The sequence below is a fragment of the Vibrio nigripulchritudo genome, assembly GCF_027924785.1.
In the GTDB taxonomy this organism is placed as follows: Bacteria; Pseudomonadota; Gammaproteobacteria; order Enterobacterales; family Vibrionaceae; genus Vibrio; species Vibrio nigripulchritudo.
On record NZ_AP027049.1, the window covers coordinates 3,484,290 to 3,499,811 of the forward strand.

The window sequence follows — 15,522 nt, forward strand, 5'->3', positions numbered from 1 at the left end:
CCTTAACCATTTCGGTTCAAATAGAACTCGGCAAGCGCCAAGTCTTCTGGTTGTGTGATTTTGATGTTGTCAGAACGACCTGCCACCAACAATGGCTGATGACCCAGCCATTCCATTGCCGACGCTTCATCGGTAATCGCAACGCCTTTTTCTAATGCGTCTTGCAGAGCATCTTTTAGATCCTGGCAGCGGAACATCTGGGGTGTCAGGGCATGCCACAAGTTTTCACGCTCTACCGTTTTTTGAATAGAATTTGTAGCGTCGCTGCGCTTCATTGTGTCTTTGACATGTGCTGCCAATATGCCCCCAACGGAATGACTGCGGCATTCGCTGATCAGCTTGTCGATGTCCTTATGGGTGACGCACGGCCTGGCGGCGTCATGTACTAATACCCATTCGGTACCGGCGAAATGTTCATTGACGTGTTTCAGGCCCGATAACACCGAATCCGCACGCTCTGTGCCACCCGCCACTTGCGTAATTTGAGGGTGATTTGCCACCTCTAGCTCAGAGAAATACTCGTCTCCCTCGCTAATGGCAACGACTACGTGCTCAATCTCTGAGTGCGACAATAAGAGTGTTAGCGTGTGTTCTAAGATCGTTTTTGAGCCAATGGTGAGATACTGCTTGGGGCAATCTGCCTGCATTCGGCTACCCACGCCTGCCGCAGGAACGATGGCAACAATGCCATTCTGATTAGAATCTGTTTTGTTCATTACTTCGTTTAGGGTCTGTTTTCATCACCGATGATTCGGTAGAAGGTTTCGTCGTCTTTGATCAGTCCGAGCTCATTGCGTGCCCGCTCTTCGATGGCATCGAGACCTTGTCGTAAATCATCGATTTCAGCGTACATTTCTTGGTTTCGCTGGCGCAGCTTCTCGTTTACTTCTTCCTGGATCTGAATATCTCGCTGAGTGGTTGCCAAATCGAGTTCTCCGTTTTTGCTGAACCAGACCGCGTATTGCAACGCAATCAACAATCCAACTAAAACTATGGCAAATATTCTCATGATGTCATCCAAGAAAAAAGAAAGGTGCATTGCCTGATGTCTTCGCATTCAGGTCAACGGGCTATATATACCATATTCAGACGCTTATCGCGAAGTCGGTCACATGAAAACAGAATACATCCGATACAAAAATGCCCTGCATTTGCAGGGCATTTTTTAAAGCATAAAAGCTAAGCTAATCATTCAATTCAGAATTAAGCTTGACCTTTTACTTCTTTAAGACCGTTGTAAGGAGCTTTCTCGCCTAGTGCTTCCTCGATACGGATAAGTTGGTTGTACTTAGCAACACGGTCAGAACGGCTCATAGAACCAGTCTTGATTTGACCTGCAGCAGTACCTACCGCTAGGTCAGCGATAGTTGCGTCTTCAGTTTCGCCAGAACGGTGAGAGATTACAGCTGTGTAACCTGCGTCTTTAGCCATCTTGATTGCAGCTAGAGTCTCAGTAAGAGAACCGATTTGGTTGAACTTGATAAGGATAGAGTTAGCTACGCCTTTCTCGATACCTTCAGCTAGGATCTTAGTGTTAGTAACGAATAGATCGTCACCTACTAGTTGAAGTTTGCTACCTAGTAGTTCAGTTTGGTGCTTGAAGCCATCCCAGTCAGACTCGTCTAGACCGTCTTCGATAGAAACGATTGGGAATTGGCTAGCTAGTTCAGCAAGGTAGTGGTTGAACTCTTCAGAAGAGAAAGTCTTACCTTCGCCTTTCATGTTGTAGATGCCAGCTTCTTTGTCGAAGAACTCAGATGCAGCACAGTCCATAGCTAGAGTTACGTCTTTACCTAGCTCGTAACCAGCATTAGCAACAGCTTCTGCGATAACTTCTAGAGCTTCAGCGTTAGACTTAAGGTTAGGAGCGAAACCACCTTCGTCACCAACTGCAGTGCTGTAGCCTTTAGACTTAAGAACTTTAGCTAGGTTGTGGAATACTTCAGCACCTACACGTAGAGCTTCTTTAAGAGTCTTAGCGCCAACTGGCTGGATCATGAACTCTTGGATGTCAACGTTGTTGTCTGCGTGCTCACCACCGTTGATGATGTTCATCATTGGAAGAGGCATAGAGAACTGACCAGCAGTACCGTTTAGCTCAGCGATGTGCTCGTATAGAGGCATGCCTTTCGCAGCTGCTGCTGCTTTAGCGTTCGCTAGAGAAACCGCTAGGATTGCGTTTGCACCGAAGTTAGATTTGTTCTCAGTACCGTCTAGGTCGATCATTACTGCGTCGATAGCAGCTTGGTCTTTCGCGTCTTTGCCAGTTAGAGCTTCAGCGATTGCACCGTTTACTGCTTCAACAGCTTTAAGAACACCTTTACCTAGGAAACGTGCTTTGTCGCCGTCACGTAGCTCAAGAGCTTCGCGAGAACCTGTAGATGCGCCAGATGGAGCTGCCGCCATACCTACGAAACCGCCTTCTAGGTGTACTTCAGCTTCTACAGTTGGGTTACCACGTGAGTCGATGATTTCACGACCTAGAACTTTAACGATCTTAGACATTAATGTTTCCTCTCGTTCAAATATAAATGTCAAATTTAAAGGGCAGTAGCACTACACTCGCTACTGCCCGTATCCTTTTACTTCTCTAATTCGTCGCGCTGATATTCACCAGCGGCTTTCACGAAACCCGCGAATAGTGGGTGACCATCGCGAGGTGTTGAAGTGAACTCTGGGTGGAATTGAGCCGCTACAAACCATGGGTGAGCTGGGTTCTCAATCACTTCGACCAACTTCTTGTCTGCTGACAAACCAGATACTTTCAGACCTGCTTTTTCGATTTGTGGACGAAGGTTGTTGTTCACTTCATAACGGTGACGGTGACGCTCATGAATCTTCGCGTTGCCGTACAGTTCACGAGCTTTCGTTCCTTTTTCAAGGTGACACAGCTGTGAACCAAGACGCATAGTACCACCAAGGTCTGAAGTTTCAGTACGCTCTTCGACTTTACCTTCACCATCAACCCATTCTGTGATCAAACCTACCACAGGGTACTTGGTCTCTTTGTTAAATTCTGTTGAATGCGCACCTTCCATACCCGCAACATTACGCGCGTATTCGATCAGTGCCACTTGCATCCCCAAACAGATACCCAGGTAAGGTACGTTATTTTCACGAGCGTATTGTGCTGCACGAATCTTACCTTCTACACCACGATCACCGAAACCACCAGGAACTAAGATTGCATCTAAACCTTCTAGTGCTTCTTCGCCTTTGCTTTCGACGTCCTGAGAATCAACGTACTTGATCTTAACACTCAGGCGGTTCTTAAGACCTGCGTGTTTCAGAGCTTCGTTCACCGATTTGTATGCGTCTGGCAGTTCAATGTACTTACCAACCATACCAATGGTCACTTCACCTGTTGGGTTTGCTTCTTCGTAGATTACCTGCTCCCACTCAGACAAGTCTGCTTCTGGCGCATCAATGCCAAAGCGAGTACATACAAGATCATCAAGACCTTGAGACTTAATAAGCTGAGGGATTTTGTAAATGGAATCTACGTCTTTCATTGAGATAACCGCTTTTTCTGACACGTTACAGAAAAGCGCGATCTTCTTACGCTCGTTCGCTGGGATCATGCGATCTGAGCGACAAACAAGGATGTCTGGCTGAATACCGATAGAAAGCAGCTCTTTAACAGAGTGCTGAGTCGGCTTAGTTTTCACTTCACCTGCTGCTGCCAGGTAAGGAACCAGAGTCAGGTGCATGAACATTGCACGCTCACGACCCAGCTCAACAGCTAACTGACGAATCGCTTCCATGAATGGCAGAGATTCGATATCACCAACCGTACCACCTACTTCAACGATAGCCACGTCGTGACCTTCAGAACCTGCGATTACACGGTCTTTGATGGAGTTAGTGATGTGCGGGATAACCTGAATAGTAGCGCCTAGGTAATCGCCACGACGTTCTTTACGTAGAACGTCAGCGTAAACACGACCTGCAGTAAAGTTGTTACGCTTAGTCATCTTGGTGCGAATGAAACGCTCATAGTGACCAAGGTCAAGGTCAGTCTCTGCGCCATCTTCTGTAACGAACACTTCACCGTGCTGAGTTGGGCTCATTGTGCCTGGATCAACGTTGATGTAAGGGTCAAGCTTCATCATAGTCACTTTAAGACCACGAGCTTCAAGAATGGCTGCTAGAGATGCTGCAGCAATACCTTTACCTAGAGAGGATACGACCCCGCCAGTAACAAAAATGTAATTTGTCGTCATGTTTAACCTGAAATTGGTTGAATGAGGGAAATGGATTTCTTCTGGACGGGATGTAAATATACCAGAAGCCAGTTACCGCCACAACGTGAAACTTATCACACTCAAAATTTTTATTTTTTGCTTCAAATCAAATCAGCAAAGTTCAACAAGTTAGTTAATTTCACGTGCTACTGCAAAAGAAATTTCCCTTTTGTGGCAATGGTAAAACCAGTATTTACGCTTAAGAGTTCTCAAGCGCCTAGGGTCACTTTTTATTTTTTTTCGGCGATTTTGACCTGATCCCAAATAGAATCAAGCTCTTCCAGCGAGCAGTCCTCCAGTACCTTGCCGTTTTGGCGCACCTGCTCTTCCACTTGTCTGAAGCGGCGCTCGAATTTGGTATTGGCTTTGCTGAGTGCCGATTCCGGATTGGTATTCAGGTGGCGGGAGAAATTTACTACCGCAAAAAGCAGATCACCCATTTCTTCTTCCACCAAATCCGAATTCGGTGAGACTTGCAGTGCTTCATCCATGACTTCATCGATCTCTTCACGCACTTTGTCTACAACAGGACCTAAGGTTTTCCAGTCAAAACCGTATTTGGCGCATTTCTTCTGAATTTTGTTGGCTTTGGCCATGGCGGGAAGCGCGACGGGAACCGCATCCAGAATACTGTTTTCGGTAATCCCTTTTTCTTCTTTCTCTTTGGCTTTTTCCTGCTCCCAGTTGGCATTGATTTCAGCGTCATTTTCAAACTCAGCATCGGAAAATACATGAGGGTGACGGCGGGTGAGTTTTTCATTGACCTCTTCCACGACCTCATCAAAATCGAACAGATCTTTTTCGTTTGCCAGCTGGCTGTAGAAAATCACATGAAACAACAAGTCACCCAACTCTTCTTTCAAATTGTTCCAGTCGCGCTTATTAATGGCATCCACCACCTCATAGGTTTCCTCAATGGTATGAGGCACGATGGTGTCAAAGTCCTGCTTCAGATCCCAAGGGCATCCACCATCAGGATTTCTTAGCTGCGCCATAATTTGCTTAAGCTGTTCAATTGGATGACTCATTTATTAACCCTTAATTCCTTTAATGCAAAAAGGTGAGTAGTCAGCCCACTCACCTTCAAATACAAATACGACGTGAAAATTAGCCTAAACGTTTCACCGTCATCACATCTTTGATCTGTTCAACACGCTTAGTAACTCGCGTAAACACTTCCACGTTAGTGACTTCCAAATCAAAATCCATCACCGACATCTGCTTTTTGTAGTCCACCCGGCTACGCATGCTGGTGACCTTGATTTTTTCGTTGGCAAACAAGGTGGTGATGTCTTTTAGCAGACCACCACGCTCTAATCCTTCCACTCGAACTGTAATGATGTAAGACCCAACAAAACCGCTGCCCCAGACGGTATCAATGATACGTTCTGGCGCATGGTGACGTAGCTCTTCAAGCTGTTCACAGTCGCTTCTGTGAACTGAGATACCACGCCCTTGAGTGATGTATCCGGAAATCTCATCTCCTGGGATAGGCTGACAACAACGCGCAAGGTGCGTCATCAGGTTATCGACCCCTTCGACGACAACGGCATCTTTCTTCGGTCGACTTTGCGCTGGCGTTTTGTTCTCGGTTTCTTGAAGGCGTTCAAGCGCTTGCTGATCTTCTTCTTCCGCCGTGGGTTTATTTACCAGTGCATTGATGTGGTTGACGATCTGGTTGATACGCAAATCACCGCTTCCCACACCGGCGTAAAGCTCGTCTGGCGTGTTTACGTTGAATCGTTTTAGCGCGTACTGGTCAGCGTCTTTCAACGATGCACCTATCTTGGCAAGTTCGGTTTCTAAGATCTCTCGACCCGCTTCTAAGTTCTTCTCGCGACTTTGCTTACGGAACCACGCGTTGATTTTTGCACGTGCTCTGCCTGATGTCACAAAGCCCATGGATGGGTTTAACCAGTCACGAGATGGATTCGGCACTTTCGAGGTGATGATTTCCACCTGATCGCCCATGGTCAGTTTATGGGTGAATGGAACAATTCTCCCTGCTACTTTGGCACCGATACAGCGATGACCCACTTCAGAGTGAATGTGGTAGGCGAAATCTAGTGGGGTTGCGCCCATCGGCAAATCGACGACATCGCCACGAGGGGTAAAGGCATACACACGATCATCGAATACCTGACTACGAAGCTCATCCAGCATTTCGCCAGAATCGGACATCTCTTCCTGCCAGTCGATTAGCTTGCGAAGCCATGTAATTTTTTCATCGTAACCGCTGCGACCGCTTGAAGAGCCTTCTTTGTATTTCCAGTGCGCCGCAACCCCTAGCTCCGAGTCTTCATGCATCTGCTTAGTTCGGATCTGGATTTCAATGGTTTTGCCTTCCGGACCAAGAATCACCGTATGGATCGACTGATACCCATTGGGTTTAGGATTCGCGACATAGTCATCAAACTCGCTCGGAAGATGTTTGTATTTGGTATGCACCACACCTAGTGCGGCGTAACAGTCTTGCAGTTTGTCGGCAATGATTCGCACAGCACGGACATCAAACAGTTCATCAAACGCGAGACTTTTCTTCTGCATTTTTCGCCAGATACTGTAGATGTGCTTAGGGCGACCACTCACTTCTGCGTTGATGTGTGAGGTCTTCATTTCACTAGCTAAGTCAGAAACGAAGTCTTCGATGTATTGCTCACGCACAATTCGGCGTTCAGAAAGCTGTTTGGCGATCTGTTTATAGGTTGTCGAGTGCTGGTAACGGAACGCGTAATCTTCGATTTCCCACTTTAACTGACCAATACCCAGACGGTTGGCAAGTGGTGCGTAGATATTGGCACACTCTTTTGCGGCAGCCTGACGCACTTCGTCGGATTCATCTTTGACTTCACGAAGGTTGCAGATTCGCTCTGAGAGTTTGATGACCACACAGCGGAAATCATCCACCATCGCCAGTAGCATACGACGAACATTATCCACCTGACTGGAAGCAGCTTCACCGTCGAGCGTGACATTCAGCTGCCCGATGGCAGCCATTTCTTCAACGCCATCAATCAGCTTGACGGTTTCTTTGCCATACTTTTCTTCAAGCGCTTCGCGTTCATAAAAGCCAGATGTCACAACAGGGAAAAGTTGAGCAGAAACTAAGGTCGCGGTATCCATGGACAGTGTGATCAGAATTTCGATCATTTCACGCCCACGCCACAGCAGTAGCTGAGCCTGTTCGTTTTCACCAAGCAAGTCTTCACAGTGACGATATACGTCCAGCAATTTTCGGCTGGTTTTGTCGTCCTGTTTCAGACTGGTAATCCAAGTGTCCAGTTCAAATTCTTCGGTATTTAAATGTGCACCGCGTACTGCGACCATGTTTTTTTCCTAATTTCTAGCAACAGACATACAAGCTTTTTTGCCCGTAAGTTCTTCTCTAGGGTCTGTTGACCTTTCGCGGTTAAATTTTGTTCGAGATAAAAGCGTTTTAATCGCGGCGAGAGGTTTTTCGCCTAGTCATTCTAAGCAAATACCTCTCAACAAAGAGTAAAACGCTTTTAGCCGAACCCTTTGGGCAGCATTTGTGGCTCCTTTCTACTGCGTTACCGCTTATTGATGTAGAGCGACTACACCGAATAAACGCTGCCTTGTATAAAGAACCCACAAATGGCTGCAAAAATCAGCTCGAAAGGCCAACAGACCCTAAGTTAGAGAAGTTAATCTTTTTCAAATAACGCCATACTTTCCAGATGGCTGGTGTGTGGAAACATATCAAGCATGCCCACTTTTTTTAATTTGTAGCCTTGATTCAGCAGGCTTTGGCTGTCACGTGCAAGCGTAGCAGGATTACAGGAAACATACACGACTGCTTTCGCTCCCAAGCGCGAAAATTGGTCGACGATACCTACTGCGCCAGCGCGAGCCGGGTCGAGCAAAATCTTATCAAACTGTTTCTTTGCCCAAGGTGAATGGGTCATGTCTTCTGCGAGGTTTGCCTGATAGAAACTCACATTTTCTATTCGGTTTAACTGAGCGTTTCTGGTCGCGACATCGACCATCTCCTGCACACCTTCAACACCAATCACGGAGCTTGCTTGTTTCGCCAGTGGCAAACTGAAATTCCCCAATCCACAAAAAAGATCGAGAATGTGTTCATCGGGTTTGGCGTTTAGCCACTCCAAAGCCTGCGCCACCATTTTCTGATTGACCTCTTCATTCACCTGAATAAAGTTGGTGGGTTCAAACGGCAATTCAACCCCTACTTCATCATAAATGGGTTGCTCGCCACGTACTCGCTCCAATTCATCGGCTGAAGGCATTAAATAGAGAGTCAGATCGTGCTCGTCCGCGAAAGTAAGAAGGCTCTGTTTGTCTTTATTTTTGAGTGCCGCGGTATGCCTTAAAAGCAGCACGCGAGTATTTGACGCTTTAACCAATTCGACATGACCCAGATTTTCCTGACCTGCAAAGTCAGCCAATAGCTGTTTAACAGGAACAAGTAAGACTTCCAGATCGGGATGTAGCACCGCGCAGTTGTCGATATTGGTGATCCGCTTGCTCATTTTTTCTCGAAAGCCAAATTGCAGTTCTCGGGACTTTTTATCGACAAATAAGCTGATTCGGGCACGACGTCGGTAACCGAGGTTGCTTGCAGTCACTTCTTTTTCAGCCGTTAATTCGCTACCGGAGAATTTCTTCATCAATTGCTGAAGAGTCTGATTTTTATGCTCGACCTGACTATGACGGGCTAAGTGTTGCAAATTACAGCCACCGCAGGTTTGATAATGCTGGCAGAAAGGCGTTACGCGTTGCTCACTTTCTTTTTGGATTTTAATGAGCTTTGCACGGGCAAACTTGCTTTTCTGCTCGGTAAACTGCCCAATGACAGATTCTCCGGGAAGCGCACCATCAATGAAAACGGGCTTCTTATTGTGATAGGCAATGCCTGCACCATGATGATCCAGTTTTTCGATATTGAAAATCTGATGCTTGGTATTCACTGCGGACTTTTTCTTCGGCTGATAAAAACGCGCCATATTTTATTTGCTCATTTTGCTTCAGTGTTTTCTCATTCAGGGTCACTATTTCACCCCAGAGAGATTGTCGAACATAGCAGACTTGATTAAGCTAGCCGCTTATTCGTTTATAATGTTAGTAATCAAGCCATTCACGCTTGTTAGAGCTCGCGGCTTGAATAATTTGCCGCTATTTTCCCATATCCAGACAGTAATGAGAACATGACACGATACGGCTTAAGAGCACGCGTAATAACTCTCACCCTAGCCCCTACTCTTATCGTTGGTTTGCTGCTCAGCGCCTTCTTTACTTCAAATCGTTATAACGATCTGGAATCTCAGTTGATTTCGACGGGTAAAAGCATCATCGAACCGATTGCGATTGCCAGTGAATATGGAATGACTCAGCAAAGCCGTGAAGCCGTGCGAAGGCTGATCAGTTACGCTCACAGAAAGAACTCAGACATCGTGCGCAGCATTGCAGTATTTAATGCCCGGCACGAACTGTTTGTAACGTCTAACTTTCACCCAAATTTCGAGTCTCTTACTTTTCCGAAAGACCAGCCAATCCCATTACTCAGTACAATAAAACTGGTGGATACCGATTTGGTCATCCGCACCCCCATTTTGGCAGAAGGGCAGTTCACCAATAACGTCGGGAACAAGACCGAGCTGAATCAGGCATTGGGTTACATTGCGATTGAGCTGGATTTATCCGCAGTACGCTTGCAGCAGTATCAGGAAATTTTTGCGGCACTTCTGGTATTGCTTCTTGGCTTAGGTTTATCTGCCCTTTTTGCTTATCGACTGATGCGCGATGTGACATTGCCGATCACTCATATGAAAAACATGGTGGACCGCATTCGCCGCGGTCATCTGGATGTCCGAATTGAAGGCAAAATGCACGGGGAACTGGATGCTCTGAAAAACGGCATCAACGCGATGGCGATGTCACTGTCTGAGTACCATGTGGAAATGCAGCACAGTATTGATCAGGCCACATCTGACTTGCGTGAAACCCTAGAGCAGCTTGAGATTCAAAACGTAGAACTGGATATCGCCAAGAAGCGCGCTCAAGAAGCGGCGCGGGTGAAATCAGAGTTCTTAGCAAACATGTCTCACGAGCTGCGTACGCCGCTTAATGGCGTGATTGGCTTTACCCGACAAATGCTGAAAACCCGTTTGTCTTCCAGCCAACAAGATTACCTGCAAACCATTGAGCGCAGTGCCAATAACCTGCTTAGCATCATCAATGACATTCTGGACTTCTCCAAACTGGAGGCTGGAAAACTGGCACTGGAAAACATTCCATTCGACTTCCAGGAATGTCTGGAAGAAGTCGCCAGCCTGCAAGCCACCAGCGCGCATGAAAAAGGTCTGGAACTGACACTTAAGATCGATCCTAAGATTCCGGCTGGCGTGGTGGGTGACCCGCTTCGAATTCAGCAGGTCTTGACCAACCTTGTTGGCAACTCCATCAAGTTTACTGAGCGAGGCAATATCGACATCAGCGTCGAGCTACGCACTCAGAAAGAAGATTTCATCGAGTTACAATTCATGGTTCGGGATACTGGCATCGGTATTTCTGAGCGCCAGCAGGCGCAATTGTTCCAGGCATTCAGTCAGGCGGATGCCAGCATTTCGAGACGCTATGGCGGTACCGGATTGGGTCTGGTTATCACTCAGAAGCTGGTCGGACAGATGGGAGGCGAAGTCAGCCTGACCAGTCGTCTGCATCAGGGATCGACCTTCTGGTTTACACTCAGACTGGCAACCAGCGATATGCCTGTAGCCAGCGATGTGGATACGCACCAGCTCAATGGCAAGAAGATCCTGCTGATAGAACCAAATATGCAGGCTGCCTCTGTGATTCAGCAGCAGTTGATCAACGAAGGGTTACTGGTGACCTATCGCTCAAACATGCCAGAACATATAGAACCTCACGAATTTGTGCTGCTTAACCTGCCGCCGAACCAACGCTTTGATATTACGTCTGTCGAGCAATGGATCAGCCGGGCTAAAGAGATTGCCAATAACATCGTTTTGGGTTTGCCAAGCACCGAGCTAGCCCTTTCTGAACAGCTGGTGTCTGAGCATCAGGTACAGTGCATCACCAAGCCTCTTTCTCGCAGAAAGCTGCTCCAGTCGCTAACCCAATGCCATATTACTGAAGACACTGCACTCCCTCTCATTGATCAGTTGGACTCTGAGAGCAAGCTGCCACTCAAAGTGATGGCAGTGGACGACAATCCTGCCAACCTGAAGCTGATTTCCGCACTATTACAGGAACGAGTTGAACAGGTCGTAACTTGCAGCAATGGTGAGCAAGCTGTCGCGGCTGCTCAGCAACAGGCTTTCGATATGATCCTAATGGACATTCAAATGCCCAAAATGGACGGCGTGACTGCGTGTCAGGAAGTGAAAAACACCAAACTCAACTCTCATACTCCGGTTATCGCCGTCACCGCTCACGCTATGGTGGGTGAACGCGACCGACTACTTAAAGCGGGTATGGACGATTATCTGACCAAACCGATTGAAGAGCACATTCTTCAGCAGGTTCTGGTGCACTGGAGCCCTCACACCGATGAACAGCAGGTCGACAAACTGGAGATCAGTGAGCAGGCGTCACCGGAAGTAACTCAGGACGAAAGCAATAACAACGTCATTATCGATTGGAACCTAGCCCTGAAACAGGCAGCGAATAAGGAAGACTTAGCCAAAGAAATGCTGCAGATGCTGGTGGATTACATTGGCGAGGTTGATCAATTTGTCGAAGGTGTTTTGAACGATGACAGTCAAGACAGCGATCAGCTTATTCATCACATCCATAAGCTGCACGGCAGTTGCTCCTACAGTGGCGTTCCCAGATTGAAGCAGGTTTGCGCAACCATTGAGAAAGCCCTTCGTTCTGGTTCAGATGTGGAGTCCATTGAACCGGAGTTGTTTGAACTTCAGGATGAAATGGAAAAAGTCACTGCCAGCGCGCAACACTATCTGGATAGCGAAACAAGCTAAGCGCGGCGAAGTTCCGGGTTATAAAACGCATAGCCATTTTTGCCGTTTTCCTTAACCTGGTACATGGCTTCGTCAGCTTGCTGAAGCAAGGCATCAAACTCAATATCATTCACTCCAGCGTAGGCGACACCTACGCTGCCGCCAATCCGAACGGTTGAACGGGAAGGTAGCTCAATCGGTCTGGCGCAAATCTCTACAATCTGCTCGGCAATGCCTGCCAGAACATCTGGATTGATCTGCTCCAAGGCGAGAATCACCAACAGTTCATCGCCCCCTATCCGCCCAATGACATCCTGCCCGCCACGCGCGACTTTCTTCAAACGCCTGGCAATGGTGCAAAGCACTTCGTCCCCTGCCGCATGTCCATGAGTATCATTAACATCCTTGAAGCCATCCAAATCCAGCATCATGGTCGCGATGTATGCGGCTTTTTTCTGACTTGCGAGAGTGGCAACGAATCGTTCGCATCCTCGACGGTTTTTGAGACCTGTCAGATTATCTTCTAACGCAAGCAGCAAAGTATCCCTCTCTTTCTGCACTCGCACCGTGATGTCATACATAATGCCTTCAATGAGCCATTCACCACTGTGCTCATCCTTATGAGCTGAGAGCAGTAGGTGCACCCATTGATCCGCACTGTAACGTTTGTTAATACGCAAATCACCCGACGCCATATCACCACTGGATATGGTCTGTTCTGACATTTGCCACGCAAGTTCGGGGTTCTGAAAAACGTGTTCAAAAAATGGCTGAGTTTCGAGAATAGCCGTCAGCTCAAAACTCTCTTTGATTAATCGACCAAACAGCGTTGGGTTGCTATGAATTAAATGCCCATTTTTATCGAGAACCAGAATTCCAACCTGCGTGGTTTCGAATATATGTCGATAGTGGCGCTCCATGCGTTCGATAGTGGCTCTGAGGTTGCGCTCGGTTTCTATAGCCTGATGCGAGGCTTCAACAAAACGGTTTACGCTGGCGGTAACCAACCCGATTTCGTTGTCGCGGTTTTCGTTATTATAAGGAAGTAATTCATCTTTACCCGGCTCCACTTTAGACAGGTTTTCAGCCAGCTTCTGAAGCGGAAAACCAATGACTTTTCGAACCGCAAACGCCGTCACAATCAGCAGCATCAGCAACTGGCTAATCAGCATCACTAGCTGGATGAAAACTTTCTCCTGAGTGACCGAATCCAGATACTCCTGATTCACATCCAGAATCAGATGACCAATCACTTCATCTTTCACCGGAGAAACCAACGGAAAACGTTCCAGGTTTTGCCATTGCTCTCGATTGCTGGTGAGCTTTGACAAGCTAAACTCAATACCATCGATTCCTTTGAGTTTTACCCCATTGAATTCATCGTGAAGAAGCAACGAGCTCATGACTTCGTCTGCAATTTCAGGGTTATCGACATATAAGGCGATAGAAGCCGAGTTGGATACCGTCAGGACCAGTTTCTCTTCCATATCACGAACATTCAGACTGGCTCTCTCAAAATAGAACAGAGTCAAAAAACTCGCTGCCAGTACCAGGTACATGAGTGAGAATATGACAACGGTAACTAAAAGCCGATTAGCAAGCGCTTGTTTATTCATCATTTTTAATCGTTAATATCACTCTTATATCTGAACCGACAGGTTTCTGAGTTACGTAACTGAGCGCGTTTTTGTCTACCCTTAAGCGCTCCACCAATTGCTCGTCGCTCTTCATCACCAAAGGTGCACGGACGCGACCAGAGAACTTCAACTTTGCCCAGTGTGCATTTACCTGACTGATTGAAAGCCCTGTCACCTGATCGAAAAAATCTTCTCTCAACGAACCGTCTCTATCCAATATAGTGATTCGCTGCTTTTTCATCCCACGGCTGTTTCCAAGGTAAAGCTTACCGAGCTGCTCTTTTGTAATACTTTGCAATTTACTGTTCGCCCCAACCACGACATAAATGTCTGCAAGGGCTGCAGGTGACATCAGCAGTAAAACAAAACTCAGTAATCTCATTTCACCACCTAGAATAAGAAGCTAGCAGACAACGAATAAACCTGTGCCCGCGTATCTGGTTTAGGCTCTAGTAATCGAGTTGCCCACAAACCGTGACCGTTTTCGCTTATGTGTACCCAATCCACCTGGGCTTTGAGGCTTATCTGATTGGTCACGTCCCAACGAGCACCTAAAGACCAGACCGATTGATCGATCCGGGTTGCATTGATTGAGGTAATCGCTGCATTCTGGAGTTGTGCTAACTGAGGGTCGGGCAAGACACTCCAGTCGTTTTGAGCTTGCAACGTGTCTGTACTTGGCTTGAACCAGGAACGGGTCAGATATGGCGTCACGGTATCAAAACGCTTGCCCACGGTAATGTATCCACCCTGACCCGCGGGTAGAACGGGCTTGTCGGTTTTTACTTTGACGAGTTCACTCAGAACCTGCCAGTTGCCGTCATTATATTCGAGTCCAATCTGACCGTAGCGCACCATGCTACCGATAATGTCCAAACCAGCATTCAGCTCATTTGCTTCACGGCTAATGGGACCCAACCCTGAGTTACCGACATTAGTTAGACCGTTTCGCATGACATTAACCTGTTCAGGGAATCCAGAGTCTACTCTGAGCTGTGCGTAAGAAATTCTTGTTCGCCATACATCCCAATTCGCTACAAGGCTCAGAGATAAAGCACTGTTGCTGTAAAAGCGATTGGGTTCATAACCTTCTTGCAAGTCGGTGGTCGCTTGAGTTGACCCGTACTGGAAAGCGGCTGAAAGACTGATGTCGTCGACATAAAACCGGTAAGTGATATCAGCACCATCGATATTTTGAAGTGGGATCCAACTGTAGATTTCCTGAGGCAGTCGGACCCATAAATGCCCGTAATCAACTCGCCGGGTTTCGGCAAACCAGAAAACATTGTACCCAAGACGACCGAGACGAATATCCAGATCCGGGTTTGGACGATAAGCGAGAAATGCCAGTTCAAGCCCATCTAGCGCATTATTTCCTGCCCGTTCGGCGATCACATATTGTGCAGATACATCCCATTCATAATTAATGTTGTAGTTGACCTGAGCACCAATTTTAGAATCCGGCAGGAAAGACCCATTGCTATCGGGGTCCGCTTTTTGGGTGAGATCACGCATATAGCCAAAGCTATCACTGGTGTCATAGCTATAGCCGACGTTACCAAACCCTGAAAAACTCCAGTCCTCAGAAAGAACCGGAAATGAAAGCAATGCGAATAGTAAACTTGTCCCTGTTAACCTCATACACTCTTCTCATGGCAATGTGTTTTCAGCTCAAGTGCT

At 47.1% G+C, this 15,522-nt stretch carries 11 protein-coding genes; 1 reads left to right on the plus strand and 10 read right to left on the minus strand.

Going from position 1 to position 15,522, the window contains the following annotated elements; genetic code table 11:
- Window positions 1-2: 2 nt before the first annotated feature.
- The 7 genes from ispD to rlmD form a co-directional block, all read right to left on the minus strand.
- On the minus strand, window positions 3-716 hold the full coding sequence (gene ispD, locus QMG91_RS15845; protein WP_281827613.1) for a 2-C-methyl-D-erythritol 4-phosphate cytidylyltransferase: 714 nt from the start codon (window positions 714-716) through the stop codon (window positions 3-5).
- Between the two features lie 8 nt (window positions 717-724).
- On the minus strand, window positions 725-1,009 hold the full coding sequence (gene ftsB, locus QMG91_RS15850) for a cell division protein FtsB (RefSeq protein WP_004401310.1): 285 nt from the start codon (window positions 1,007-1,009) through the stop codon (window positions 725-727).
- A gap of 194 nt (window positions 1,010-1,203) precedes the next feature.
- Window positions 1,204-2,505 carry a phosphopyruvate hydratase gene (gene eno / locus QMG91_RS15855; RefSeq protein ID WP_004401311.1) on the minus strand — a complete coding sequence of 434 codons (1,302 nt, stop codon included), beginning with the start codon at window positions 2,503-2,505 and terminating at the stop codon, window positions 1,204-1,206.
- Window positions 2,506-2,582: 77 nt separating this feature from the next.
- Window positions 2,583-4,223 (minus strand): CTP synthase, encoded by a 1,641-nt coding sequence (locus QMG91_RS15860; RefSeq protein WP_281827616.1) that lies wholly within the window; start codon window positions 4,221-4,223, stop codon window positions 2,583-2,585.
- A 251-nt stretch (window positions 4,224-4,474) separates the two neighbouring features.
- Window positions 4,475-5,272 carry a nucleoside triphosphate pyrophosphohydrolase gene (mazG, locus tag QMG91_RS15865; protein ID WP_281827618.1) on the minus strand — a complete coding sequence of 266 codons (798 nt, stop codon included), beginning with the start codon at window positions 5,270-5,272 and terminating at the stop codon, window positions 4,475-4,477.
- A gap of 79 nt (window positions 5,273-5,351) precedes the next feature.
- On the minus strand, window positions 5,352-7,571 hold the full coding sequence (gene relA, locus QMG91_RS15870) for a GTP diphosphokinase (RefSeq protein WP_022606011.1): 2,220 nt from the start codon (window positions 7,569-7,571) through the stop codon (window positions 5,352-5,354).
- 338 nt (window positions 7,572-7,909) lie between these two features.
- Entirely contained in the window at window positions 7,910-9,229 is a 1,320-nt protein-coding gene (gene rlmD, locus QMG91_RS15875; RefSeq protein ID WP_281827620.1) for a 23S rRNA (uracil(1939)-C(5))-methyltransferase RlmD, read from the minus strand.
- Window positions 9,230-9,430: 201 nt separating this feature from the next.
- Between rlmD and barA the strand changes: the two genes are divergently transcribed.
- Complete coding sequence (barA, locus tag QMG91_RS15880; RefSeq protein ID WP_045967168.1) at window positions 9,431-12,226, plus strand: two-component sensor histidine kinase BarA; 2,796 nt, start codon at window positions 9,431-9,433, stop codon at window positions 12,224-12,226.
- On the opposite strand, the gene QMG91_RS15885 is transcribed toward barA, so the two are convergent.
- From QMG91_RS15885 to QMG91_RS15895, 3 genes are read right to left on the minus strand one after another with little or no spacing between them, the layout of a single operon-like run.
- Window positions 12,223-13,824, minus strand: coding sequence for a sensor domain-containing diguanylate cyclase (locus QMG91_RS15885; RefSeq protein WP_022613415.1), 1,602 nt, complete (start codon window positions 13,822-13,824; stop codon window positions 12,223-12,225). The genes barA and QMG91_RS15885 overlap by 4 nt on opposite strands.
- Window positions 13,814-14,224 carry a type 2 periplasmic-binding domain-containing protein gene (locus tag QMG91_RS15890; protein ID WP_004401318.1) on the minus strand — a complete coding sequence of 137 codons (411 nt, stop codon included), beginning with the start codon at window positions 14,222-14,224 and terminating at the stop codon, window positions 13,814-13,816. Before QMG91_RS15890 ends, QMG91_RS15885 begins: the two co-directional genes overlap by 11 nt.
- A gap of 8 nt (window positions 14,225-14,232) precedes the next feature.
- Window positions 14,233-15,483 carry a hypothetical protein gene (locus tag QMG91_RS15895; protein ID WP_281827624.1) on the minus strand — a complete coding sequence of 417 codons (1,251 nt, stop codon included), beginning with the start codon at window positions 15,481-15,483 and terminating at the stop codon, window positions 14,233-14,235.
- Between the last annotated feature and the right edge of the window lie 39 nt (window positions 15,484-15,522).

Coding starts and splice junctions, on each gene's coding strand:
- relA (WP_022606011.1), bottom strand. CDS start 7,571: ATGGTCGCAGTACGCGGTGCACATTTAAATACCGAAGAATTTGAACTG.
- rlmD (WP_281827620.1), bottom strand. CDS start 9,229: ATGGCGCGTTTTTATCAGCCGAAGAAAAAGTCCGCAGTGAATACCAAG.
- QMG91_RS15885 (WP_022613415.1), bottom strand. CDS start 13,824: ATGATGAATAAACAAGCGCTTGCTAATCGGCTTTTAGTTACCGTTGTC.
- eno (WP_004401311.1), bottom strand. CDS start 2,505: ATGTCTAAGATCGTTAAAGTTCTAGGTCGTGAAATCATCGACTCACGT.
- QMG91_RS15895 (WP_281827624.1), bottom strand. CDS start 15,483: ATGAGGTTAACAGGGACAAGTTTACTATTCGCATTGCTTTCATTTCCG.
- QMG91_RS15890 (WP_004401318.1), bottom strand. CDS start 14,224: ATGAGATTACTGAGTTTTGTTTTACTGCTGATGTCACCTGCAGCCCTT.
- mazG (WP_281827618.1), bottom strand. CDS start 5,272: ATGAGTCATCCAATTGAACAGCTTAAGCAAATTATGGCGCAGCTAAGA.
- ispD (WP_281827613.1), bottom strand. CDS start 716: ATGAACAAAACAGATTCTAATCAGAATGGCATTGTTGCCATCGTTCCT.
- barA (WP_045967168.1), top strand. CDS start 9,431: ATGACACGATACGGCTTAAGAGCACGCGTAATAACTCTCACCCTAGCC.
- QMG91_RS15860 (WP_281827616.1), bottom strand. CDS start 4,223: ATGACGACAAATTACATTTTTGTTACTGGCGGGGTCGTATCCTCTCTA.
- ftsB (WP_004401310.1), bottom strand. CDS start 1,009: ATGAGAATATTTGCCATAGTTTTAGTTGGATTGTTGATTGCGTTGCAA.